At 69.5% G+C, this 19,110-nt stretch carries 18 protein-coding genes and 1 pseudogene; 4 read left to right on the top strand and 15 right to left on the bottom strand.

Annotated features, from left to right (window positions below; all coding sequences use genetic code 11):
• Nucleotides 1-37: 37 nt before the first annotated feature.
• Complete coding sequence (locus ACTVZO_RS07530) at nucleotides 38-946, top strand: hypothetical protein (protein ID WP_443297636.1); 909 nt, start codon at nucleotides 38-40, stop codon at nucleotides 944-946.
• Nucleotides 947-1,185: 239 nt separating this feature from the next.
• Here the strand turns inward: ACTVZO_RS07530 and ACTVZO_RS07525 are convergent, their stop codons facing one another.
• The 9 genes and pseudogenes from ACTVZO_RS07525 to ACTVZO_RS07485 form a co-directional block, all read right to left on the bottom strand.
• Nucleotides 1,186-1,878 (bottom strand): hypothetical protein, encoded by a 693-nt coding sequence (locus ACTVZO_RS07525; protein WP_443297635.1) that lies wholly within the window; start codon nucleotides 1,876-1,878, stop codon nucleotides 1,186-1,188.
• An 85-nt stretch (nucleotides 1,879-1,963) separates the two neighbouring features.
• A complete protein-coding gene (locus ACTVZO_RS07520; RefSeq protein ID WP_443297634.1) occupies nucleotides 1,964-2,386 on the bottom strand; it encodes a hypothetical protein in 423 nt (140 codons plus the stop codon).
• An 80-nt stretch (nucleotides 2,387-2,466) separates the two neighbouring features.
• Nucleotides 2,467-4,206 carry a relaxase/mobilization nuclease domain-containing protein gene (locus ACTVZO_RS07515; RefSeq protein ID WP_443297633.1) on the bottom strand — a complete coding sequence of 580 codons (1,740 nt, stop codon included), beginning with the start codon at nucleotides 4,204-4,206 and terminating at the stop codon, nucleotides 2,467-2,469.
• Nucleotides 4,203-4,655, bottom strand: coding sequence for a plasmid mobilization protein (locus ACTVZO_RS07510; protein ID WP_443297632.1), 453 nt, complete (start codon nucleotides 4,653-4,655; stop codon nucleotides 4,203-4,205). Before ACTVZO_RS07510 ends, ACTVZO_RS07515 begins: the two co-directional genes overlap by 4 nt.
• Nucleotides 4,656-4,981: 326 nt before the next feature.
• On the bottom strand, nucleotides 4,982-5,173 hold the full coding sequence (locus tag ACTVZO_RS07505; protein ID WP_351913589.1) for a hypothetical protein: 192 nt from the start codon (nucleotides 5,171-5,173) through the stop codon (nucleotides 4,982-4,984).
• Nucleotides 5,174-6,132: 959 nt separating this feature from the next.
• A pseudogene (locus ACTVZO_RS07500) lies at nucleotides 6,133-6,591 on the bottom strand (DUF2637 domain-containing protein); the annotation flags it as partial.
• Nucleotides 6,588-7,304, bottom strand: coding sequence for a WhiB family transcriptional regulator (locus ACTVZO_RS07495; protein WP_443297631.1), 717 nt, complete (start codon nucleotides 7,302-7,304; stop codon nucleotides 6,588-6,590). The pseudogene ACTVZO_RS07500 and the gene ACTVZO_RS07495, both read right to left, overlap by 4 nt.
• A gap of 152 nt (nucleotides 7,305-7,456) precedes the next feature.
• Entirely contained in the window at nucleotides 7,457-8,212 is a 756-nt protein-coding gene (locus ACTVZO_RS07490) for an ATP-binding protein (protein ID WP_443297630.1), read from the bottom strand.
• On the bottom strand, nucleotides 8,209-9,300 hold the full coding sequence (locus ACTVZO_RS07485) for a hypothetical protein (RefSeq protein ID WP_443297629.1): 1,092 nt from the start codon (nucleotides 9,298-9,300) through the stop codon (nucleotides 8,209-8,211). The genes ACTVZO_RS07490 and ACTVZO_RS07485 overlap by 4 nt, the downstream gene beginning before the upstream one ends.
• A gap of 565 nt (nucleotides 9,301-9,865) precedes the next feature.
• Here ACTVZO_RS07485 and ACTVZO_RS07480 point away from each other — a divergent pair.
• Nucleotides 9,866-10,720 carry a helix-turn-helix transcriptional regulator gene (locus tag ACTVZO_RS07480; protein WP_443297628.1) on the top strand — a complete coding sequence of 285 codons (855 nt, stop codon included), beginning with the start codon at nucleotides 9,866-9,868 and terminating at the stop codon, nucleotides 10,718-10,720.
• Nucleotides 10,721-10,757: 37 nt separating this feature from the next.
• Here the strand turns inward: ACTVZO_RS07480 and ACTVZO_RS07475 are convergent, their stop codons facing one another.
• From ACTVZO_RS07475 to ACTVZO_RS07465, 3 genes are read right to left on the bottom strand one after another with little or no spacing between them, the layout of a single operon-like run.
• Nucleotides 10,758-11,933 (bottom strand): amidohydrolase family protein, encoded by a 1,176-nt coding sequence (locus ACTVZO_RS07475; RefSeq protein ID WP_443297627.1) that lies wholly within the window; start codon nucleotides 11,931-11,933, stop codon nucleotides 10,758-10,760.
• A gap of 26 nt (nucleotides 11,934-11,959) precedes the next feature.
• On the bottom strand, nucleotides 11,960-13,069 hold the full coding sequence (locus ACTVZO_RS07470; RefSeq protein WP_443297626.1) for an MAB_1171c family putative transporter: 1,110 nt from the start codon (nucleotides 13,067-13,069) through the stop codon (nucleotides 11,960-11,962).
• Nucleotides 13,069-13,404 (bottom strand): hypothetical protein, encoded by a 336-nt coding sequence (locus tag ACTVZO_RS07465; protein WP_267838901.1) that lies wholly within the window; start codon nucleotides 13,402-13,404, stop codon nucleotides 13,069-13,071. Before ACTVZO_RS07465 ends, ACTVZO_RS07470 begins: the two co-directional genes overlap by 1 nt.
• A 908-nt stretch (nucleotides 13,405-14,312) precedes the next feature.
• Here ACTVZO_RS07465 and ACTVZO_RS07460 point away from each other — a divergent pair.
• On the top strand, nucleotides 14,313-14,732 hold the full coding sequence (locus tag ACTVZO_RS07460) for a TIGR03618 family F420-dependent PPOX class oxidoreductase (RefSeq protein WP_443297625.1): 420 nt from the start codon (nucleotides 14,313-14,315) through the stop codon (nucleotides 14,730-14,732).
• Between the two features lie 391 nt (nucleotides 14,733-15,123).
• On the opposite strand, the gene ACTVZO_RS07455 is transcribed toward ACTVZO_RS07460, so the two are convergent.
• The 3 genes from ACTVZO_RS07455 to ACTVZO_RS07445 all read right to left on the bottom strand — a co-directional run bounded on the left by ACTVZO_RS07455 (nucleotide 15,124) and on the right by ACTVZO_RS07445 (nucleotide 17,130).
• Nucleotides 15,124-16,212: an IS110 family transposase gene (locus tag ACTVZO_RS07455; protein WP_443297624.1), complete on the bottom strand. Its 1,089-nt coding sequence runs from the start codon at nucleotides 16,210-16,212 to the stop codon at nucleotides 15,124-15,126.
• Between the two features lie 224 nt (nucleotides 16,213-16,436).
• On the bottom strand, nucleotides 16,437-16,826 hold the full coding sequence (locus ACTVZO_RS07450) for a transposase (RefSeq protein ID WP_443303076.1): 390 nt from the start codon (nucleotides 16,824-16,826) through the stop codon (nucleotides 16,437-16,439).
• A gap of 100 nt (nucleotides 16,827-16,926) precedes the next feature.
• On the bottom strand, nucleotides 16,927-17,130 hold the full coding sequence (locus ACTVZO_RS07445) for a cold-shock protein (RefSeq protein WP_443297623.1): 204 nt from the start codon (nucleotides 17,128-17,130) through the stop codon (nucleotides 16,927-16,929).
• A gap of 425 nt (nucleotides 17,131-17,555) precedes the next feature.
• On the opposite strand from ACTVZO_RS07445, the gene ACTVZO_RS07440 reads away from it, so the two are divergent.
• A complete protein-coding gene (locus ACTVZO_RS07440; RefSeq protein WP_443297622.1) occupies nucleotides 17,556-19,097 on the top strand; it encodes a SpoIIE family protein phosphatase in 1,542 nt (513 codons plus the stop codon).
• Nucleotides 19,098-19,110 lie beyond the last annotated feature (13 nt).

The following is a 19,110-nucleotide window of genomic DNA, read 5'->3' as shown; positions in this document are numbered from 1 at the left end:
TTCGGCATGTCCACTTCTCTGGCCGCCAGGAGGCCCTTTGCCCTACCCCCTGATCCGACTCTCCATCGGCCGCACCAACGGCGTCGCCCACTACGGCGTGATATTCGGAGGTGGCGAGCCCCTGACGGCGTGCGCCACGCACTCGCCCGACCTCGCCCCGATCGGCGACCGTACAGCGCACCAGACCTGCCAGAGCTGCACGCGGGCTCTCCTGACGCTGACAACTCCGCCACACCCTGGCGAGCTCGACGCTCGGCCCGCAGCCGGTGCGGGAAGGAGCGCAGCCGCCCACCGCCCGATCCCCGGCCACCTCCTCGGCTACTGCGGCAAATCCCTCGACTACCGCCGCGCCACCGGCAAGCGGGCCTGCGCCAACTGTGCCCACCTCACCAAGACCCTGGAGGCACTGCGCGGGAGAGCGGGCGAACTCATCCTGCCCGCGGCCCAGCCGTGTCACAGCGACGACAGCCTGCTGTGGACTTCACCCGGCGCCGGCCCCCTCACCTTCGGCCACCGCCGCAACAGCGCCACCGGCCAGACGTACTGCGGCGAACGGCAGCCCACTGTTCCGCACCCTGGGGCGCACGAGTGCCCCGCCTGCCTGCGCCTGTGGGCCGAGGAGGAGACCTTCCGCCAGATGTACACCCTGCCCGAAATGCGCGCGCACGCCACCGAATGGGAGGCGGATGTGCACGGCGCCTTCGAGGAACGGGCGTGGCTGTTGGAGCCGGGCGACCGGTACACGATCTCTGGCTGCGCCGAAGCCCACCACGTGGTCGCCGCCTCCCGGCACCGCTACGACAGCCACGTCGACCTCGTCGTCTATCTGCCCGGCGAGGACCGCGTCACCGATGCCCGAGTCCACCGCGACCGGCTCCTCGGCATCCAGCGCCCCTTCACCGACGGCAGCGCGACCGCACTGCCCGCCCCGCAACGCGAGGGGTAACGAGCCGCGCGCCGCCTGGGGAGATCCCCGAGCGGCTCTGGCCCCACCCTGAGCACGGGGTGGCCAACCCCAACACGCGTCGCCAGCCGGTCAGGCCCGGTTCCCACTCCACCAGGAGACGGAAACCGGGCCTGACGCGTACCACCCACGCATTGCCCATGCCTGCCCCGGCGACCCACGGCGTACAGGTCGGCCCCGCCGGTCCTGGAGGAGCGGCGGGGCCGTGCAGGGCCGTGCGATCAGCTTCCGGTGCCGGCCTTGGCGAGGGCCTTCTCCACATGGGAGTCGACCAAGGCTGGTGATCCGGAGACGACCAGCAGGACAGCCCCGATGCGGACGGCGGTCTGCTTGACGATGCTGTCCTGCCCGCCTGCGGTGAAGGTGAGCAGTTGGCTCCAGGCCTCGTCGCCCAGAGCGGGGGCGGCCAGCTTCTGCGTGGCGATCTTCACGGGCTTGCTGCCGATCACCAGCTGGTAGACGGGACAGCCGGTCATCGCCTCGAAGATGCGCTTCGTGCCGGCGGTCAGTTTCGGGGCGGTATCGCTGTAGAGCTCCTCGGAGATCTCGGAGCCGGTGCTGCCGCTGTAGAGGAACGTGGCCGTCGCCTTGTTCGGGAAGTCCAGGCTTCCGCCGGCGGCGGCGTCACCGCCGAGCTGTTCCAGTGCGGGGCAGCCGATCACCGTCGTGTCGTCGTGACGGGCGGTCTTCTCGGGCTTGCGCGTGTAGTCCTGGCCGAGATCAGCCTCGGCGAGGAGCCGCCCGGCGAGCGCGGAAGCGGACAGGGGGGTGCTGGACGCTGGGGCACTGGCCTTGGTCTGCCCCGACGGCTTCCCGAGCGAGGAGGCGGAGCCTGCGGGCGTACTGCCGGAGCACCCGGATATGGCGAGGGAGGCGGCGACGGTAATACCGGTGGCGATGGTGCGCATGCGCATGTGAACCCCTGGGGTGGTCGTATGGGTCTGACGGCCGGGCCCCCGTGGGGCTCTCCTCCGGCGTTACGGGTGGCAGGGGTTGGGGTCAGTGGCCGAGGAAGCGCAGGCATTCCTCGTAGGTGGCGTGGTGTCCGGTGGTGGGCCCGCTGGTGCGGTTGTACCAGGCCGCGTCGAGCCGGGGCTCGACCTGTTCGTGGCCGGCCGGGCACCGCAGCCACACCCCGTCGGGGGTGCTGGCGACGATCCACTTCCGGTACGCGCCGCACTCGGAGCAGGCGCGGACCTCGCCGTCGAGGACGAGCGGAAGGTCGTGGGCCATCAGCATTCCGGCCAGCTCCTCGTGCGTCGGCAGGCGCAGGTCGGGCGGCAGGAAGTCGTCCACGACCGGCACGGCCGCCGGCTCCTCATGGACCGGGCCCAGCGGCGGCTCGACGTGCCCCGCACTCCACGCTTCCCACCGCTTCTGGGCTTCGAGCCGTTCTCGTCGTTCGCGATTGCGTCCGAACATAAGGTTTCCCCTCGTCCTTGTCCTGCCGGGCACCATAGATCGTGCACCACGCCCCTGTCGTCGTTCCACTCTGAAATCTCTCAATGTCCACGGGCCCGGTTACGGCTGTCCTGGCGGATGTCTGTGGGGTTGTTCGTGTGCGAAAGCGACGGCAGGTCGGTGGTGGAACTGCTGTGGAGCGGCATCGCGGACGCGTCGGCGGGGAGCCCGGCAAGACGGCGCAGTCGCCACACCAGGACGTCACTGACCGAGGACGCGGTGTCCAACTCCCTTCGCTCAGTGGCCTGCACGAGGAGTTCGGCGGGTTCGTGGCCGGCCGCTTCGGCGTCGGCGAGGGTGGAGGCGAGCGCAGGCCAGCCCGCCTCGGCCAGGACCTGCTCCGCGAGTTCCGGTACCGCTTCGCGCAGGACGGCGGCCTGCCGCCGTTGGAGCGCGGGGGGCAGGAGGCGGCCCCGCTGGTGCAGTACGGCCATGGGGTGGCCGGCTGCTGCCTGGTAGGCGGCGCGCAGGTGTTCGGCGGCCTGGAGTGCAGCGGCGGCCTGTTGGGCGTGTTCCTTCCTGCCGTGCCAGGCTGCGGCAGCGGTGACGAGGAAGAACGCCATGTCGATCAGCATCGCGGTGCTCGCACCGTCCTCCCCACGGCCGAGTGCCGGTCCGCCGTGGACGAGGTCACGGGCGGCCTGGCGCAGGGCGCGGTCGTGGCCGCGTGCGGCCCGGACGTGGGAGCGTGACGCCCGCTCGAACGCGGAGGCGGCCTCGCCCAGTTGCTTGCGGGTGTGCGCGGCGGAGGTCTTGGCGAGTGCGTCCAGGACCTCGCCCGCCGCCGCGATGTGCGCGGAGATCACGCCGTCGTCACCGTCGTCGAAGACCAGCACCGCTTGCCAGGCGGCGGTCGTCGCGGACCGCCGGGCGGAAGCAGGCCCGGGCACCGAGCGCAGAGGAGCATCCGCAGTGACGCCCTCGCCGTCCAGGCTGAGGGGCACCGTGGTCGTCCAGCGCTCGCGGATCCGGGGCAGGGACAGGTCCGGGGCGAGCCGCGCGCCGGGATAGAACACCGGCTCGCCCTTCTTGTTGCGGTCGTCGGGGAGCGCGACCTTGTACCCGAGGAGATCACCGGACGGCGCGACCCTCTTGCGGACGAGCAGGCCGGCGGCGGCCAGGCGGTCGAAGAACTCCCCCTCGCTCTGGGCGCCGGCCACCGAGCGGCGCACGGTCTCGCGCAGTTCTTCCCGGGCGGTGCGCTCGCGGCCCTGGCGCTCGGCCTTGTGGCGCTCGGCGCTGGTGGGGCGCTGGGCGGCGGTGCCGTCCCCGGGAGCGACCTGGTGCAGGCCGAGTTCCTTCTCGATGAGTCGGCACTCGGCCTGGGCCCGCTTGCCGGAGCGGAAGTCGTCGGGGCGGCTGCCGTCCTCGCATACCAGGGTGGCGATGATGTGGATGTGGTCGTCCGCGTGCCGTACGGCGGCCCAGCGGCAGCCGGGCTGGCCGTCACCGGGGTCGATGCCGGTGGCGGCCACGATCCGGCGGGCGATCTCGCCCCACTCCTCGTCGGACAGGATCCGGTCGTCCGCGGTCGCGCGGACGGAGGTGTGCCACACATGCTTGGCGGGCCGCGCGTGCTCCGGGAGGGCCTGGACGGGCTGATCGAGAAGTTGCTGGAGGTCCTCGAAGGTGACGTCCGGGTCGCGGCCGGGGTCGGGGGACATGCCGTCGAAGGACGCGACGAGGTGCGGATCGGTGTGCTCCTCGTGCGTGCCAGGCCCGTACAGGTAGGCGAGAAGGCCGATGGTGCGTGATCCCGCCGCGTTGACGCTGGGGATCACGAGGTGCGCTGCGCGATCAACTGCGAGGCGGCCTCGTGAACGGTGTCGGCGGCCCGCCGGACGGCGTCGAGTGCTGCTTCGAGCTGCGGGGCGTCAGCACCGGAGTTCAGGACCTTGGAGACCTGGTTGAGGTTGCTGCCGGCCCAGCCGAGCCTGCGACGACTCTCGAACAGGGCGGTGATCACTTCGCGCTCGTCGGCGATCTCGGCGCTGGTGCGGTCGAGGTCGTGGGCGGCGGAGAGAGCCGCGCGGGCGAGGAATCCGGCGACGGACAGGTTGCAGCGGGCGGCGGCGGACTTGATCAGGGCGAACTCTTCTTCGTTGAAACGAGTGTTGGGCTGGTGCAGGCGCTTCTTCTCGCGCGGCTGTCGCGGTCGCTGTCGGGCGCGGTCGGCGCGGTTACGGCGGCTGCGGCGCTCGGACGGCTTCTCCTCCTGCTCTGGCTTCAATCCGCCCCCGGTCGAAGCCAGAAGGACCTGCGCCCCCTGGTGCAGGTCCGCTCCCGCCCACTCAGGGGCGGGTATGACGGAAGCTACGCTTCCGTCCCAACTTGCTCGCCGCGAGAGCGAGTTGTAGTCCGGCTGAACTGGGTCGGTGGTCGCGCTATTCGGCGGGTTCGCCATCGGGTTCGGGTCCTCGTGATGCTGGTTCGGGTCGGGGGACGGCGGCGGTGTTCGGGAACCTGCTGCCCCGGAACGGCAGGGGGCCCGGCAAAGAGCCCGGGCCGCCCTGTGGAGCGCGCCTCAGAGGCGCTCCGCCTGCCGCTATGGGTGGTTCAGCCGCATTCGAGGCAATGCTCGTAGTGCCGTGTGAGGGCTTTGGCCATTCGCTGCTTGGTGCCGAGCGCGGTCCGGGCGCTGGCCTTCGCCGGGGCGGTGCCCTGGTGGCGGGTGGCGTGGTTGCCGAGGTAGCGGATGTCCCGCTCGAAGTCGGCGCGGATGCGGGTGAAGCGTGGGCAGGTCTTCATCGGGGGCTCCTCGTCGTGGTGTTGTCGTCGCGCAGTCGGGCGAGGACTGGGGTGAGGCGGTCGTTGCGGATGGGGATCTGCTCGGCGCGCATGATCGCTCGCAGTTGCACCCGCGTGACTGCTTCGTTGCCGTCCCGTTCAAGTGCGGTCCGCACGTGGGGACGCAGCCGGTCGACGATCTCGTCCTCGGTGAGGCGGGGACGGGACCGCGGTCCCGGTCCGGTGCGGGACCGGTCCGGTGCGCGGTTCCCCATCCCCCGCTTCGGTTTGGGGACCGGTCCCCGACGCGGCTTCGCCGCCGGGTCCTCGGGGTCGGCGCTGCCCCGGTCCCCTTCACGGTCCCCGGCCTTGTCCTGGTCCCCGTCTGGCGCGGGGTGGGGACGGGGACCGTCCGTCTGGGTCCCGGGGACCGTCCCCTGACGGTCCCCGGTCCCCGGGACCGAGGAGGTGCGGTCGTGTCGGGGACGGTCCCCGCTGATGCCGTTGTGCCGCACCTTTGCGGGCGCGTGTGCTCGGTCCCCGGTGGTGGCCTTGCCGTTGGGGATCGGGTTGGGGACCGTGCGGGGCTCGTTGCTGGTCCCCGCAGGGGTGACGGTCCCGGGACGGTCCCCGTGCCGGGGAACGTCGGTCCCCTTGGGACGGTCCCCGACCTGGGGACCGGGGACCGTGTGGGGACCGGGGTTCGGTGGGGGGACCGTGCCTGTCCGGTCCCCGCTGTGGCGGTCCCCGGTCCCCGTTGCCTTCGGGGTATCGCCGCCAACGGGGACCGGTTGGGGACTGTGCCCCTGTTCGGGGACCGTGCTCGTCCGGTCCCCAGCCGGACGTGCCCCCGTGCGATGGTCCCCGCCGGCGGGGACCGCGGTCCCGTTGCCGTCCCCCGGCTGTGCGGACGGCTGGTCCCCACTGGTTGTCCGGACGGGCATCTCGCCGCCAGAGTGACCCCCCGCGGGGAGCGGAGCTTGGTCTGCGGGTGCGGCGACGTGCTGGTGGATCTGTCGCATCAGCACGCCGAAGGCGAGCAGGGCAGCGGTGGGTGGGACGGCGGCCACTACGTAGTCCAGCAGGGGGACCGGACCGGTCCCGGTCCCGCTGACGCCGGCGACGTTGAGCGCGATGGAACCGATCGATCCGATGGCGGTGAGGGCCACGGCCCACCAGTCGGTGACCTTACGCAGTCCCGCCCGCAGCATGAGCAGTTCGCCGATGACGATGAAGGCGTCCAAGGTGCCCGGCCAGGCCCACTGCCGCTCGGGTGACTTGGCCAGGCCGTGCTGGCCGGCGACCTCAGCCAGGTGTGCGTAGGACAGCCAGAACGCGGCGGCGGTGAGGGCCGCGATGACAGCTCCGGCGGCGGCGAGTGTGAACCGCTCGGCGGACTCGGTGCTCTTCGTGGCCCTGGGGCCCGTGCCGGTGCTCATACTGCCTTTCGGAGGTTGTCGATCAGAGCCTGGGTATGCACGTGACGAGCCACCGGCTTCGGCTTCTGCACCACGACCTTGCCTCGCTTGTCCTTGCGGGGAAGGCTGCGGTCGCGCTCGGGACCGTCTCCGTCGTGAGCTTGGCCCGAGCGCGGGGGCTGCTGCCCGTCCAGGACGGCCTGCCGGGCGGTCTCGGCCGGATTGGGATCCGAGGCGAGGTTGTCGCGGTCGCGGTTCTCGATGGCGCGGGCCTCCACCCGGAGGAGGTCGCGGGCCCACTCGACGCCGATCTGGAGGGTGTGGGCGAGTCGATTCGGGCTCCAGCCCTGGGCGCTCGCGTAGCGGGTGAGGGTTCTGCGCTCCAGCCGGCTCAGCTGAACGTCCCGGCCTTCGAGAGCCGCCTTCACCCGGCTGTAGTCCAGCCGGGTCTCGACCTGGTCGTGCCAGGTCAGGCGTTCGCTCTCCGTCAGGCCGCCCCAGACGCCCTCCTTGACCTCGTTATCCAAGGCGTAGTTGAAGCATTCGCGGCGGACCGGGCACCAGCTGCAGATCTCCTTCGCCTCGGCGATGGCGTAGTCGTCGTTGGGCGTGTGGAAGAACAGCTCGTCCGCGGTGGCGGGGTCGACTCCGTTGCAGGCGGCTCGGGCGTGCCAGCTGATATCCGCGACCCCATGGAGGTCTGTGGGAGGCGTGTTGGTGGTGATGTAGCGCATGGGGATGTTCTCCGGGTACGCCTCATGGGCCGGCGGGCGGGCAGCGCGGCACACCAGCGGTGAAGCGGTGTGGGTGCGGCTCGGCGGCGAGGCAGGGCAGGGGGAGCGGCTACGGGGCCGCACCGAAAGGGAGAGGAAGGAGAAGGGGCCGGTCAGGCGCGCTGGAAGCGGCGGTCCGGGCCGTCGAACTCGACGGGGGTGCACATCCCGGACAGCCGGGAGAGGATCCGGTCACCGACCTTGTCGCGCAGCACAAGCTGGCGCCGGTCCATGCCTTCGGTGCGTACGGGCGGCAGGTTGCTGGTGATGATGGTCGGGAGCTGGTTCTCCGCGCGCCAGTTCAGCAGGCGGAAGTTGATCTCCTCGTTCCATTCGCTGGACTTGGCGGCACCGAGGTCGTCCAGGAGGAGCAGGGGTACGCGCACGATCCGTCGGAGCATGAACTCCAGGTCCACACCGGGTCGCGGTCGGGTCTGGGCGTAGAGGTCCGCGGCTGTGATCGCCTGCCAGTCGACCCCGCAGCCGGCGGCGGTCAGGGCTCGGATGGCCCCGTACGCCTCGTGGGTCTTGCCAGTCCCGGTGTTGCCCCAGAGCAGCAGCGACGGGCCGTGCGCGATCCACCGGCGTCCGGTCCAGCCCCAGTGGGCGTGGCGATCCTCGGCGCTCGGGGCGACCGCGGCGTCCGCGATGGTCCGCACCCAGGCAGCGACCGCCTGGTGCTGGGGGACCGCATTCCGGTAGGCGTACGGGATCCGCCGCTGAGCGGCCTCCAGGGCCGGGATCGGCTCCGGGGTGTCAGGCACGGTGCTAGCCGGGTCGACGCCCCGGGCGACGAGGTGAGCTTGCAGGCGGCTGCGCAGACGGTCGGAGACGGCGGGCTGCGGGTCGGCGAGGCGGGCGCGGGTCACAGGTTGCCTCCGAACGTGGTCGGCTCGGATGCGGCCGGGTTGAAGTAAGGCGTGTAGGCGGATCCGGTGCTGGCCCATGGCCCCGCGCCGGAGGCGGAGGGCGACGGGGAGCCGACGTGCTGCGGTGAGGCGTTGACGACCTGGTTCACCAGGCTGGGCAGGACGCTCGGATGCAGGCCCTTGTCCCGCAGCAGGCCCATGGCGACGCGGATGTCGCTGGGCGCGAAGTCCTCGTCGAGGAGCATCTTGATCTTCCGGCCCAGCAGCCCACGCGTGTCACTCGGAGGCTTCTGCCTGCAGCCCTTCACGTACTCGGCCACCAGGTCCTTGGCGGACACCTTCTCTGAGACGCTGCCAGACGCTGGCGCCTGGCGCCCCGTAGGTACAGATCCAGGATCCAAGATCCTAGATCCAGACGACGAGTCCTCGTGTATTTGTGTCGAGCCCTCGCCGAATGCCTCCTGACCTGCGGTTTCTCCGGGCAGATCGGAAAGCGGCTCCTGAAGGGCCTTCGGAGCGGATCGCGGGGCCGTGCCGAAGCCGACGGGTGCGGGGTCTGGCTTCGCCGCAGGAGCAGAATCGGGCGAAACCGGCTGATCGAGTACTCGACGAGTATTCGTCGAATCCTGCGAGGCGGTACCGGCAAGCCCGGCTGCCGTGGTCGGCGCCGACGCCTTGGCGGGGGCGGGTGCGGGGGAGGCGGGGCAGGCCGCGCTACCGCACTCGCTGCACATGCGCTGAGCCTGGTGCACGGGGCACCGAGGCATGCGCGACGCGGAGGGCCGGTCGATCTTCTGGTGCTTCTCCCACTTCACGACGTGCAAGTAGTCCTTGTCGTCGCACCCGGTGTAGCGGCAGATGATGCCTACGGCGGCCAGCTGGTCGAGGTCCCTGGCCACATGGGCCGGGGTGTGCTCGATGCGCAGCGGCCACACGAATCCGGCAATGATCGCCGGGTGGGCAAGGAACCGCCCGCTGTCATCGGCCTGGGTGAGCAGTCCCTGGAAGGTCACCATCGCGGTGACGTCGCACGCTGCGAGGTCCTCCGACCAGAACATCTCGGGCTTGATTGTGCGGATGCGCGCCATCAGGCGGCACCCCCTTGCTTGCTGGCCGCAGGGGCGGCCGTATGCTCCGGTCTTTTGCGCAGGGCGGTCGCCATGCGACACTCTCCTCTGGTGTGACCCGCCGTCCCGGTGTGCCCGTGAGAAGGTCCGGTTCGGCGATGTTGGGTGGCTGTCCGCTCATTCGTGGGCGGTTGTGCTGCCAGAAGCGTCCGGCGTCCGAGAGTTCCCGCTCTCGGGCGCCGTCGCTGTTTCCGGGCTCAGCCAGCCCGTAAGGTCCATCCGCTGCGCATCCAGTCCCCCTTCGAGTCCTCCGCCGATCCTGGTGGCCGGCGGGCGACGACGAACATACGTAAAACCTGCCGGAATACCTAGACTTCGCTCTAGAACTCCTCACAGGTCACGACATGCATCCTGACCTGTGCGGATCCCTCGGGTGACAAGACAGTCACGAGGGCTAGGCGGCCTGACCGGCGGCCGGTACCGTTCGCCGAGTCGAAGTTATCTGCGTTCAGCAAACCACACAAGTGGCTAAAACTAGGTTTCCTGAATACAGTGAACCAGGACAGGGATGGAAGGGAGGAGGGGCATGCCGGCACGTATCTTCGATGGACAGCGTGTACGCGCGCTCCGTCGCTCCGCCGAGCTGACGCAGGAGGCCGTGGCTACCGCCGTGGGAGTCCACGCGACCAGCGTCACCGCCTGGGAGAAGGGCACGAGCCACCCGGATCCGGAGCGGTTTCCCGCTCTCGCCCGTGCGCTGGGGCAGCCCCTCGATGACCTGTTCCCGCGTGATGGCCTGCCCACTCTGGCGGACCTGCGGGCCGATGCCGGGTTCTTCCAGAACGAGGTCCCTGGACTGCTGGGCACCAAGTCCGCCGGCCCGGTGGCGAACGCGGAGCGGGCCAAGAGGCGACTCTCGGGCGTATACGTCGAGCCGCTTGCCAAGGCATACGGCGTGAGCGTCGAGCAGCTGATGGCAGCACAGGAACGGTCCTTCGGAGTGGAGGTCCCCGAACCTCACCCGGAGGTGCCCACGAGCCTCGCCGACAAGATGCGGTATCTCCTGGAGAACCCGGATGACGACAGAGTTCCACCCTCGGACGCGGAGATCGCCCGTGCGGTGAACGCCTATGTCGGCGCCCAGGTGATCTCCGCGGCCGGTGTGGCGGACCTGCGGACCGGCGAGGTGACGGAGGCGTCCCCACCGGTGCTGGAGGGGCTGTCGGCTGCCCTCGGTGTCAGCGCTCTCTTCTTCCGAAGCCGCGACGTGGTCAAGAGGCAAGTCGCCGAGGGACTGACTCTGCTCGCGAACGTGCAGGCCGGCAAGATCCGTGGGCTGAAGGGCCGGCAGATGGGACCCGAGGGGCTGCCCACCGAGGTCATGGCCCTGATCAACAACATCGTCGCGGAAATCGAAGAGCGGGGCCTGCCCAGCGCCTGACGACGCCAGGCGAAGCCCCGCTTGGCCGTTCCGGTTCCTACGCGGCCTGGTGCTGGCGGCCGTTGGTGAAGACGGCGCGCACCGCATTCAGGGCGGACAGGTCTTCGAGCGGGTTGCCATCGACCAGGAGCAGGTCGGCGCTGTAGCCGGGGGCGATGCGGCCGGTCTGGTCGTCTACTCCGAGGGCTGCCGCCGCTTCGGTGGTGGCCATGGCCAGGATCCGGTCTCGGGAGACCCCCAGGTGCTCGTAGAAGCCGAGGGCGCCGACGATCCCGTCGAACCCGGCACGCTGTACCCCTGCGTCGGTGCCGGCGATCAGGCGGGCTCCGGACTCGGCCATCCGCTGTACGAGCCCGAACATGGTGGCCGCCTTCTCCTCGCCGAAGAAGCGGGGGAGCATCCGCCAGTGTGGACTGACGGCCGGGCAGACGTAGATCCCCTTCTCGATGATCTGCGCCAGGACGTCCTCGCGAAGGTCGAAGCCGTCCTCGGTCATCCAGGTGCAGTGCTCGATGGTGTCGACACCGGCGGCCACCGCGTCGGTGATGGCGTCGGTGCCGTGCGCGTGTGCGGCCACCTTCAGGCCGGCCTGGTGAGCCTCCTCGACGACGACGGCGAGCTCCTCCGCGCCGAACTGGCTCTTCCAGCTGGGTGCTCCGCCCTTCGTCAGCCCGCCGCCGCCGGCCATGACCTTGACGACCTTGGCGCCGGCGGCCACGTTGTGGCGAACGAGGGCACGGGCCTCGTCGGCTGTGGAAACCTCTCCCCCGAGGAACCAGCAGTGTCCCCCAGGCGGCGTGACGGGAGCTCCGGCTCCGATGATGCGCGGCCCCGTCGCGGTACCGGCGGCGATTTCCTGAGCGAGGCGCAGTGCGAGGCCGCCTCGGTCGCCGAGATCGCGGGCCGTGGTGACGCCGGTGGCAAGCAGCTGGTCTGCCCGCTTGCGCATTCCCTCCAGCAGGTCCTCGTCACTGGCTTCCTGCATGGTGGCCACGGGGTCGGCGCCGGCGTCGAAGACGAGGTGGACGTGGGCGTCGATCAGGCCGGGCAGCAGGGTGGAGTCCGGAAAGTCCTGGCGCGGTTCGCCGCCGTCTGCCTTGGCTTCGACCTCGGCGCGCGGGCCGACGGCCGTGATGATGCCGTCCTGTACGAGTACGGCGCCGTCGGTTACGTCGGTGTCTCCGGAGAGGATGCGGCCAGCTGTGATCAGCATCGGGGTTCTCTTTCCGTGAAGGGTTGTCAGGCGGCGCGGAGGGCGTCGGAGAGCGCAAACAGGTGGGCGGCGTCAGCGCCCGCGCTGTCGATCTTGGGTACGGCCAGGGGAATGACCGGCTGGGCCTCCTCCGGCGCGGGCACGTCTGCGGCGGCTGCTGAGCGAAGCCGGTCGGCCAGGACGGCCGTGTCCATGGACAGGAGTTCCTCCGTGGTCAGGTCGCCCATGAGCGGGCTGATGCGGACCAGCCCGTCCCGACACTCGACCACGCGACGGTGGTAGAGACGGTGCACGCCACGCACACCCCAGGTTTCGAGCACCGTCCGCCGAGAGGCCAGAACCGTCTCGGGGAACCGGTCGGACAGCAGAATCCAGAGGGGCTCGAGGCGGCGGTATCCGCGGCGGTGCTGTCGCCACACCCGCAGAGCCGACAGGCGGCTGCGGGCGCCGGAATAGGAGACACCGACGACGAAAAGGAAGATGGAAAGGACCAGCAGCATCGCGACGGCGGACATCAGGCCCTTCGGCACGGTGCCGCCCTGCCACCGGGTTGCCACGAAGACTGCCCGGATCGCACAGGCAGCGGCCATGGCCAGCAGCCCGACGGCCGTGATCCATAGTCCAGTGGAGTGTGGGCGCGGCGAAAGCCGGGCATAGCGGACCGTCCAGATGCCGGCCGCACCCAGCGTGTAGGTCAGGTACAGGCCGGCGACGCCGTAGAACGCGGCGAGCTGCGTGATCGTCATGTCCGCCGACGAGAAGGATCCGGCGAACACCTCGTGCGGCACAGTCATGGCTGAGACGAGGAGAACTGCTGCGACCACGAGAACGAGGATGGCCTCGCGACGCGCCCGCCGCCTACTCGTTGCCCGGTCGGCAGATGAATAGAGGTAGAAGCACATCAGGAAGTACACCGTGCCGAGTAGCAGGATGTTCTGTATGAGCTTGGCCGCGCCGTGGCCGGCAACCGTGTCCACGCCGCTGGCGCCGCCCGGCATGGCTACCGGATAGGACAGGGCCGCACACACGAGGCACAGGGTGACGGAGCGCAGGGCGCCGTCCTTGGGTGCTTTCGTGAGTTGGTAGACCTTCCACGCTACGGCGGCAGCCAGGATGAGGAGGAACAGGATCGTCATCACAGCCACCCCTGCCGGTCGCCCAGGGCCAAATTCACGCTACGTACGGCCGGATCGGTGGCCGGCGGAGGGCCGACCTGCTCCAGGACGGACGCCCACTCCATGATGATCGTGGCGGCCTTCTCCACCTGACACTCCTCCTTGTCGAGGTACGAGCATCGCTGCCCGCCCTCCGTTCCAACTCCCGACGCGAGGTCTTCCCAGCGGTGGCCCTGCGGTCCGTCGGCCTTCAAGTGGCATAGCTCGTGCAGGATGATGTGGTCCTGGTGGAGCTGGGTCGTGCGCTCCTGGACGACGATGACGTCGGCGTCCGGAAGGTCGAGCCAGAGCCCCACCGGGCCCGGCATAGGTAGCGGCGCGCGTCGAATCAGAATGGGCCGCCCGCGCTGGGCCGCCAACGCGAGCCGAAGCTCGTCGATGCGCAGCGGCGGCTGGACGCCCAGCTCTTGGAGCTCCAGGCGGATACGCCTACGAAGCTGCCGGTCCGCCCGCCCTGCAGGGGTGAAGGCTCCCGGTCGGCGGAGAGGCCAGGGACGTACCCGGCGCTCGGTGTTGCTGTGGGGACGCATGTCCCCGGTTCGCCACCACATAGGTCCCTCGTCAGCCAGCGTTCATCCGCCAATCCCGTGGGAGGCGACGAATGGCACAGGCGTCATCGTTCGTATGCTCGATATCCGAGGCGGATGCCACAGCAGTGGGGACGCGGCTCGGCTTTGGTCCTGTTGCTTGACGGGTGGGGTTCGCGGTCGGTCAAACCGCACCCCTGCACCGTGCGAGCGCTCTTCGCCCGGCGAGTCCGCAGGGCCAACGCTCAGGGCCATGCAGGGGACGCGTCCCCCGCATGGCCTGGCGGGCGGAAGGGTCGCGAAGGCCAGCCTTGCTGAACCAATGATTCCGCCTGCTTGATCGAACCGTACGTCATTCCTGGGGCGGTTTGATCAGCGGTCGGACGCGGCAATAGGGCCCGAAAAGCCATTCAAGATCGAAATCATCTATTCGATCAACATTGCTCGCGGCGTGTGTTGTCGTGAACGCCATCTGACCTGCCGTTATGCGGTGGTGTGGTTGACAGGTTCGCGGAAAGTACTCGCGGGTAGATCTGTTATCAATCTGAAATGAGGTGCGCCGAGGGCGAGTTGTTAGAGTGGTGCGTATCGGGCATATAGGATCCCTTCTTGGCGATCTTGATTTGCGTGACATAGGTCGCATGCGAGGGAATGGAGAAGTGAATTAACCTGGCGCCATGGCTACCGCGATCACCGAAACCGAAGCCTTCGTGGGCTTCTGGTCCGAATACCACTTGGCCACGCTGACCACGCTGCGTCCCGATGGAACTCCGCATGTGGTGCCTGTTGGCGTGACCTACGACCATGAGGTGGGTGTCGCGCGAGTCATCACGCGAAAGGGCAGCGTGAAAATTGCCAACATCCTTGCCGCCCTTCCGGGCGAGGCGCGCGTCGCGGTATCGCAGGTGGCCGGCCCAAGGTGGCTGACCATCGAGGGTATTGCGGAAGTTCGAACCGCGGGTGATGAAGTTTCGAATGCTGTCGACCGATACGCGGATCGCTATGGTCGCCGCCCCGCCCCAGACCCTGAGCGGGTGCTGGTTGAGATAACCCCTGTGCGTGCCATGGGTATGTTGGAGATTCCATCCCGCCCGTGAAGTTGCCTGGGCTGTCGCCCTGAGGCGAAGGTGACATGCTCCTATTCCCTAGCGGGACAGAATTTCCCGTCGTGCGCTGGGACTTCAGGCTCTGTGGTGGGGTGCGACCGTGGGGGCTGGTCTGTAGAACTTCCATTTTTCTGGGGCTACTTGGCAACGCAGTCGGTTCTATCGCTGATGTGGTCCACGAAACCGAGAGCGGTCGGTTGCAGCGGATTCGGAGCGTGATTCCTGTCCGCCCCCAAGTGCATCCGTGACGACGGATGTTCTGGCTGCCCCGCACGTGGAGGAGAGGCGGGGGCCACCAGCGGGGCAGATCACTGGCCGTCCGCGGGGAGCACGACGACTCTTCGACACTTTCCGTGAAGCGGGCTGGATGCTCTTATGGATGTCAAGCGGCGGTTGTGAGCTGTTCTGCGGTGATGGTCGTCGGCGTGGGGGCGGTCAGGATCTGGTAGATCTCGCGGGCGATGTACCGCTTGAGGCAGCGGATGATCTCCTTCTTCGACAGGCCCTCCTTCGTCCGGCGTTCCATGTACTTCTTGGTGCGTTCGTCCCAGCGCAGGCGGCAGAGGACGATGCGGTAGAGGGCCGAGTTGGCCGCTCGGTCGCCGCCCCGGTTGAGGCGGTGGCGCTGCGTGCGCCCGGAGGATGCCGGCAGCGGGGCGGCGCCGCAGAGCATGGCAAAGGCGGCTTCCGAGCGAAGGCGTTCGGGGTTCTGACCGACGGTGACCAGCAGCTGCCCGGCGACGTCGGAGCCCACGCCGTTCAGAGCCAGCAGCGCCGGGGCGATATCCGCGGTCAGCGGGTGGATGAGCTCGTCGAGCTCGCCGACTTCCTCGGTGAGTCGCTGGTGGCGGCGGGCCAGGGTGCGCAAGGCGAGCCTGGCCGCGACGGCTGGCTCTCCGGCACGGGCCGCGTCGGGCCGGGAGGCCGCGCACGTGGTGATCAGTTGCTTGTCACCCAGCTCACGCAGGGCGGCGCGTAGTTCCTCCGGCGCGCTGATGACCAGGGTCTTCATCTGCCGTTGAACATCGGCTCGTTGGCGGACCGCGCTGCGGCGGGCGACGCGCAGGCTCCGCAGGGCCTCCACCTGGCCGTCGCGCTGCTTGGGTATGCCGGTGCGGCGTCGGGCCAGGGCCGCGCGGGCCGCCGCCTCGGCATCTACCGGGTCGGACTTGCCCTGCCAGCGGCGGGCCTTGCGGTCCGGGCGGTCGATCTCGATCACGCTCATGCCCTGCTCGTGCAGGTAGCGGGCGAGGCCGGCCCCGTAGGCGCCGGTGCCCTCCACGCCGACCAGCACCAGGGTGCCGAACGAGCGGAGCCAGGCCAGGAGCTTGCGGTAGCCGGCCGCGGTGGCTTCGAACTGCTCGGCCCCCAGCGGGCGCCCCGCCGAGTCGATGGCCGCCGCGGTGTGGGTGTCCTTGTGGGTGTCGACGCCGCCGGTGATCTCGCGGTCCTGCTGTGCGATGGTGGACATCGCCGTCCTCTCCACTCGAGCGGTCAGGGCGGCAGCCACCGGCCGAGCGGGCGGACGAGACAGTGATGGGGCCTCTGGCCAGGCTCTTATGAAGTCACGCAGGCCGGTCCGGTGGCTGCACACGAGCGTCTCCCGGGCGGAGTCGACAGATCCCGTTGAGGACCCGAGGTCAGTCAGTGGGTGGGTCAGACCCTGCCGGGAGACGCTCACGAACATCCTCACTGTCAGTGGGCCAGGAGGATGCGTCGGCGGAGGAGATCGAACCCGGCCCGGCCGTAGTGCTGGCGCTTGAGGAGTTTGATTCTCGTGACGTTGCCTTCGACGGCGCCGGAGCTCAGTGGGAGTGTGAGTCCTGCGGTGACGGCGGAGAGGTCCTTGCGGAGCTCGTTGGCGAAGGTGCGAATCTCTTTGACCTGGGACGCGTCGGCCTGGGCGAGCCAGTCTCCCAGCCGGTGGCCTTCGCGGCGGCGCAGGATGGTGGCGAATCCGCGGGCCAGGCGGCTGGCCTCGGCGATCTCCGGGCAGCGTCCGCAGACGTCCTTGAGGTCCGTGACTCTGTTGTCCCTGGGCCTACCGGCAGCGGTCCTTGGGGTTGCCCAGGCACCCCGGCTGATGGTCTCCGGCGCGGAGCGGGGCGGCGGTCAGGGGCAGCCGCGTGTCGGCGCCGGCCCGTACAGGGCGGGCGCCGACCGGCCGAATCACGAGGGGATGAGTTCAGGAGCGGACGATGTTCTCCGCCTGCGGACCCTTCTGGCCCTGTGTCACGTCGAAGGTCACCGCATCTCCTTCCGCGAGCTCGCGGTATCCGTTGCCGGAAATGTTGGAGTAGTGGGCGAAGACGTCCGGTCCGCCGCCGTCCTGGGCGATGAAGCCGAAGCCCTTTTCGGAGTTGAACCACTTCACGGTGCCGCTGGCCATGCTCATCCTTATGTTCAATCAGCGAGCAGCCCGACAGGGCCGCCCCCGCGCCCTCGATTCGGGCGCCATGACACTCCTCCCCACGCTGCCCCGTCCCTACACCCGCCGGGTGGCTGCCCTGCCCTGGCCGGTCCGGCCAGGGCAGACGCCTGCGGGCCGCCCTTGAACGTGCAGCGTCCAAGCCGGTGGATCTGGGGCACGTGGTGATGTGCTGGGTGGTACTCCGCCCTGGTCGTTTCGTGGTCGCGCGACTGGTCCGGCCGTAGCGGCCAAGTCCTTGCACGCGCACGTCCACGGGACAGCCTGGCGTGCGTGAGCGGTCAATATAGGGGGACGATGGAGCCGGGCGGACCACCAGTGCCGGTATATGGCCTCGGCCCGGTAGATGGCAGCAGCCTGAGCCGGCCGGAAGGAGGGCCCGGACGATGAATGCAACCGAGCCTCCGCGGAGCGGTCCCGGCGCGGCGCGGGCCGCTCCGTCCGGGCCGGGCGGTCTGCTCGATGTGCTGAACGTGGCGGCTGTTCTCCTCGATGCCGAGGGCAGGATCGATCTGTGGAGCCCGCAGGCCGAGGACCTGTTCGGCTACAGCGCCGAGGAGGCCCTCGGCGCGTTCGCGGGCCAGCTGCTGGTCCACGAGGACTACCTGAGCATCGTGCTGGACATGTTCGCCGAGGTCATGGAAGGCGGCGGCAGCTGGGCGGGCGCCTTCCCCGTCCGGCACAAAGACGGCAGCACACGGATGGTGGAGTTCCGCAACATGCGGTTGCAGGACGGCGCGCGGGACTACTGGGCCCTGGGTCTGGCCACCGACCAGTCGACCGTACGGCGGGTTGAGCGCGAGCTGGCCCTGGCCGCACGGCTGGTGGCGCAGTCGCCGACCGGACTGGGTGTGCTGGACACCGATCTTCGCTACGTGTCGGTCAACCCGGCGGAGGAGCAGATGAACGGCGTGCCGGCCGCCGAGCACATTGGGCGGCACGTCCATGAGGTGCTGCCGTTCCTGGACGAGTCCTTCGAGGCGGCGATGCGGGAGGTCCTGGCCACCGGCATTCCCATCGTGGACCAGTACACCGTCGGCCGGACTCCGGCGGACCCGGACCATGATCACGCCTGGTCGATCTCGTTCTATCGGCTCGAAGCCCCTAACGGGAGAGTGCTGGGGGTGGCCACCTCCAGCGTGGATGTCACCGAGCGCCACCGTGCAGTCGAGGAACAACGCCTTACCGCCCTGACCCTCCAGCGCAGCCTGCTGCCGCACCCGCCACCGCGGCGGCCGGGCCTGGAGATCGCTACCCGCTACCGCCCTGCCCAGGCCGCCATGGAGATCGGCGGCGACTGGTTCGACGTCATCCCCCTGAGCGGCGACAAGACCGCCCTGGTCGTCGGTGACGTCATGGGCAGCGGGGTCGTCGCCGCGGCCACCATGGGCCAGCTGCGCACCGCCACCCGGACGCTGGCCGACCTTGATCTCGACCCCGCCCAGGTTCTGCACCACCTCGACCACGTCACCGATGGTCTCGAGACCATCGCGACCTGCGTCTATGCCGTCTACGACCCCCAGATGGCGCAGTGCCACCTCTCCCTCGCCGGGCACCTGCCGCCCGTCCTCCTCCACCCGGACGGTACGCGCAAGCTGCTCGACCTGCCCACCGGCGCACCCCTGGGCGGCTGCGGCGTCGCCTTCAGTACGACCCGCCTCGACATCGAGCCAGGCGACCAGTTCATCCTGTACACCGACGGCCTGGTCGAGACTCGCGACCAGGCGATCGATGAACGCCTAGAAGCTCTGCTTGAGGTCCTCGATGACCCCCACAGATCGCTGGATATCACCTGCGACCTGCTTCTGGACAAGCTGCGCCACCCGGGAGACCACGACGACGTAGCCCTGCTCATTGCCCGGGCCACACCGGTGGGCGGGCAGATTACCGAGTTCGAATCACCTCGAGCGGTTCGCGGGCCAGGCTGAGGCTGCACGCGGT

The sequence above is a fragment of the Streptomyces sp. IBSNAI002 genome, assembly GCF_052244475.1.
In the GTDB taxonomy this organism is placed as follows: domain Bacteria; phylum Actinomycetota; class Actinomycetes; order Streptomycetales; family Streptomycetaceae; genus Streptomyces.
The sequence above is the reverse complement of the archived record's forward strand: the minus strand, read 5'-3'. Positions and strand labels throughout refer to the sequence as shown.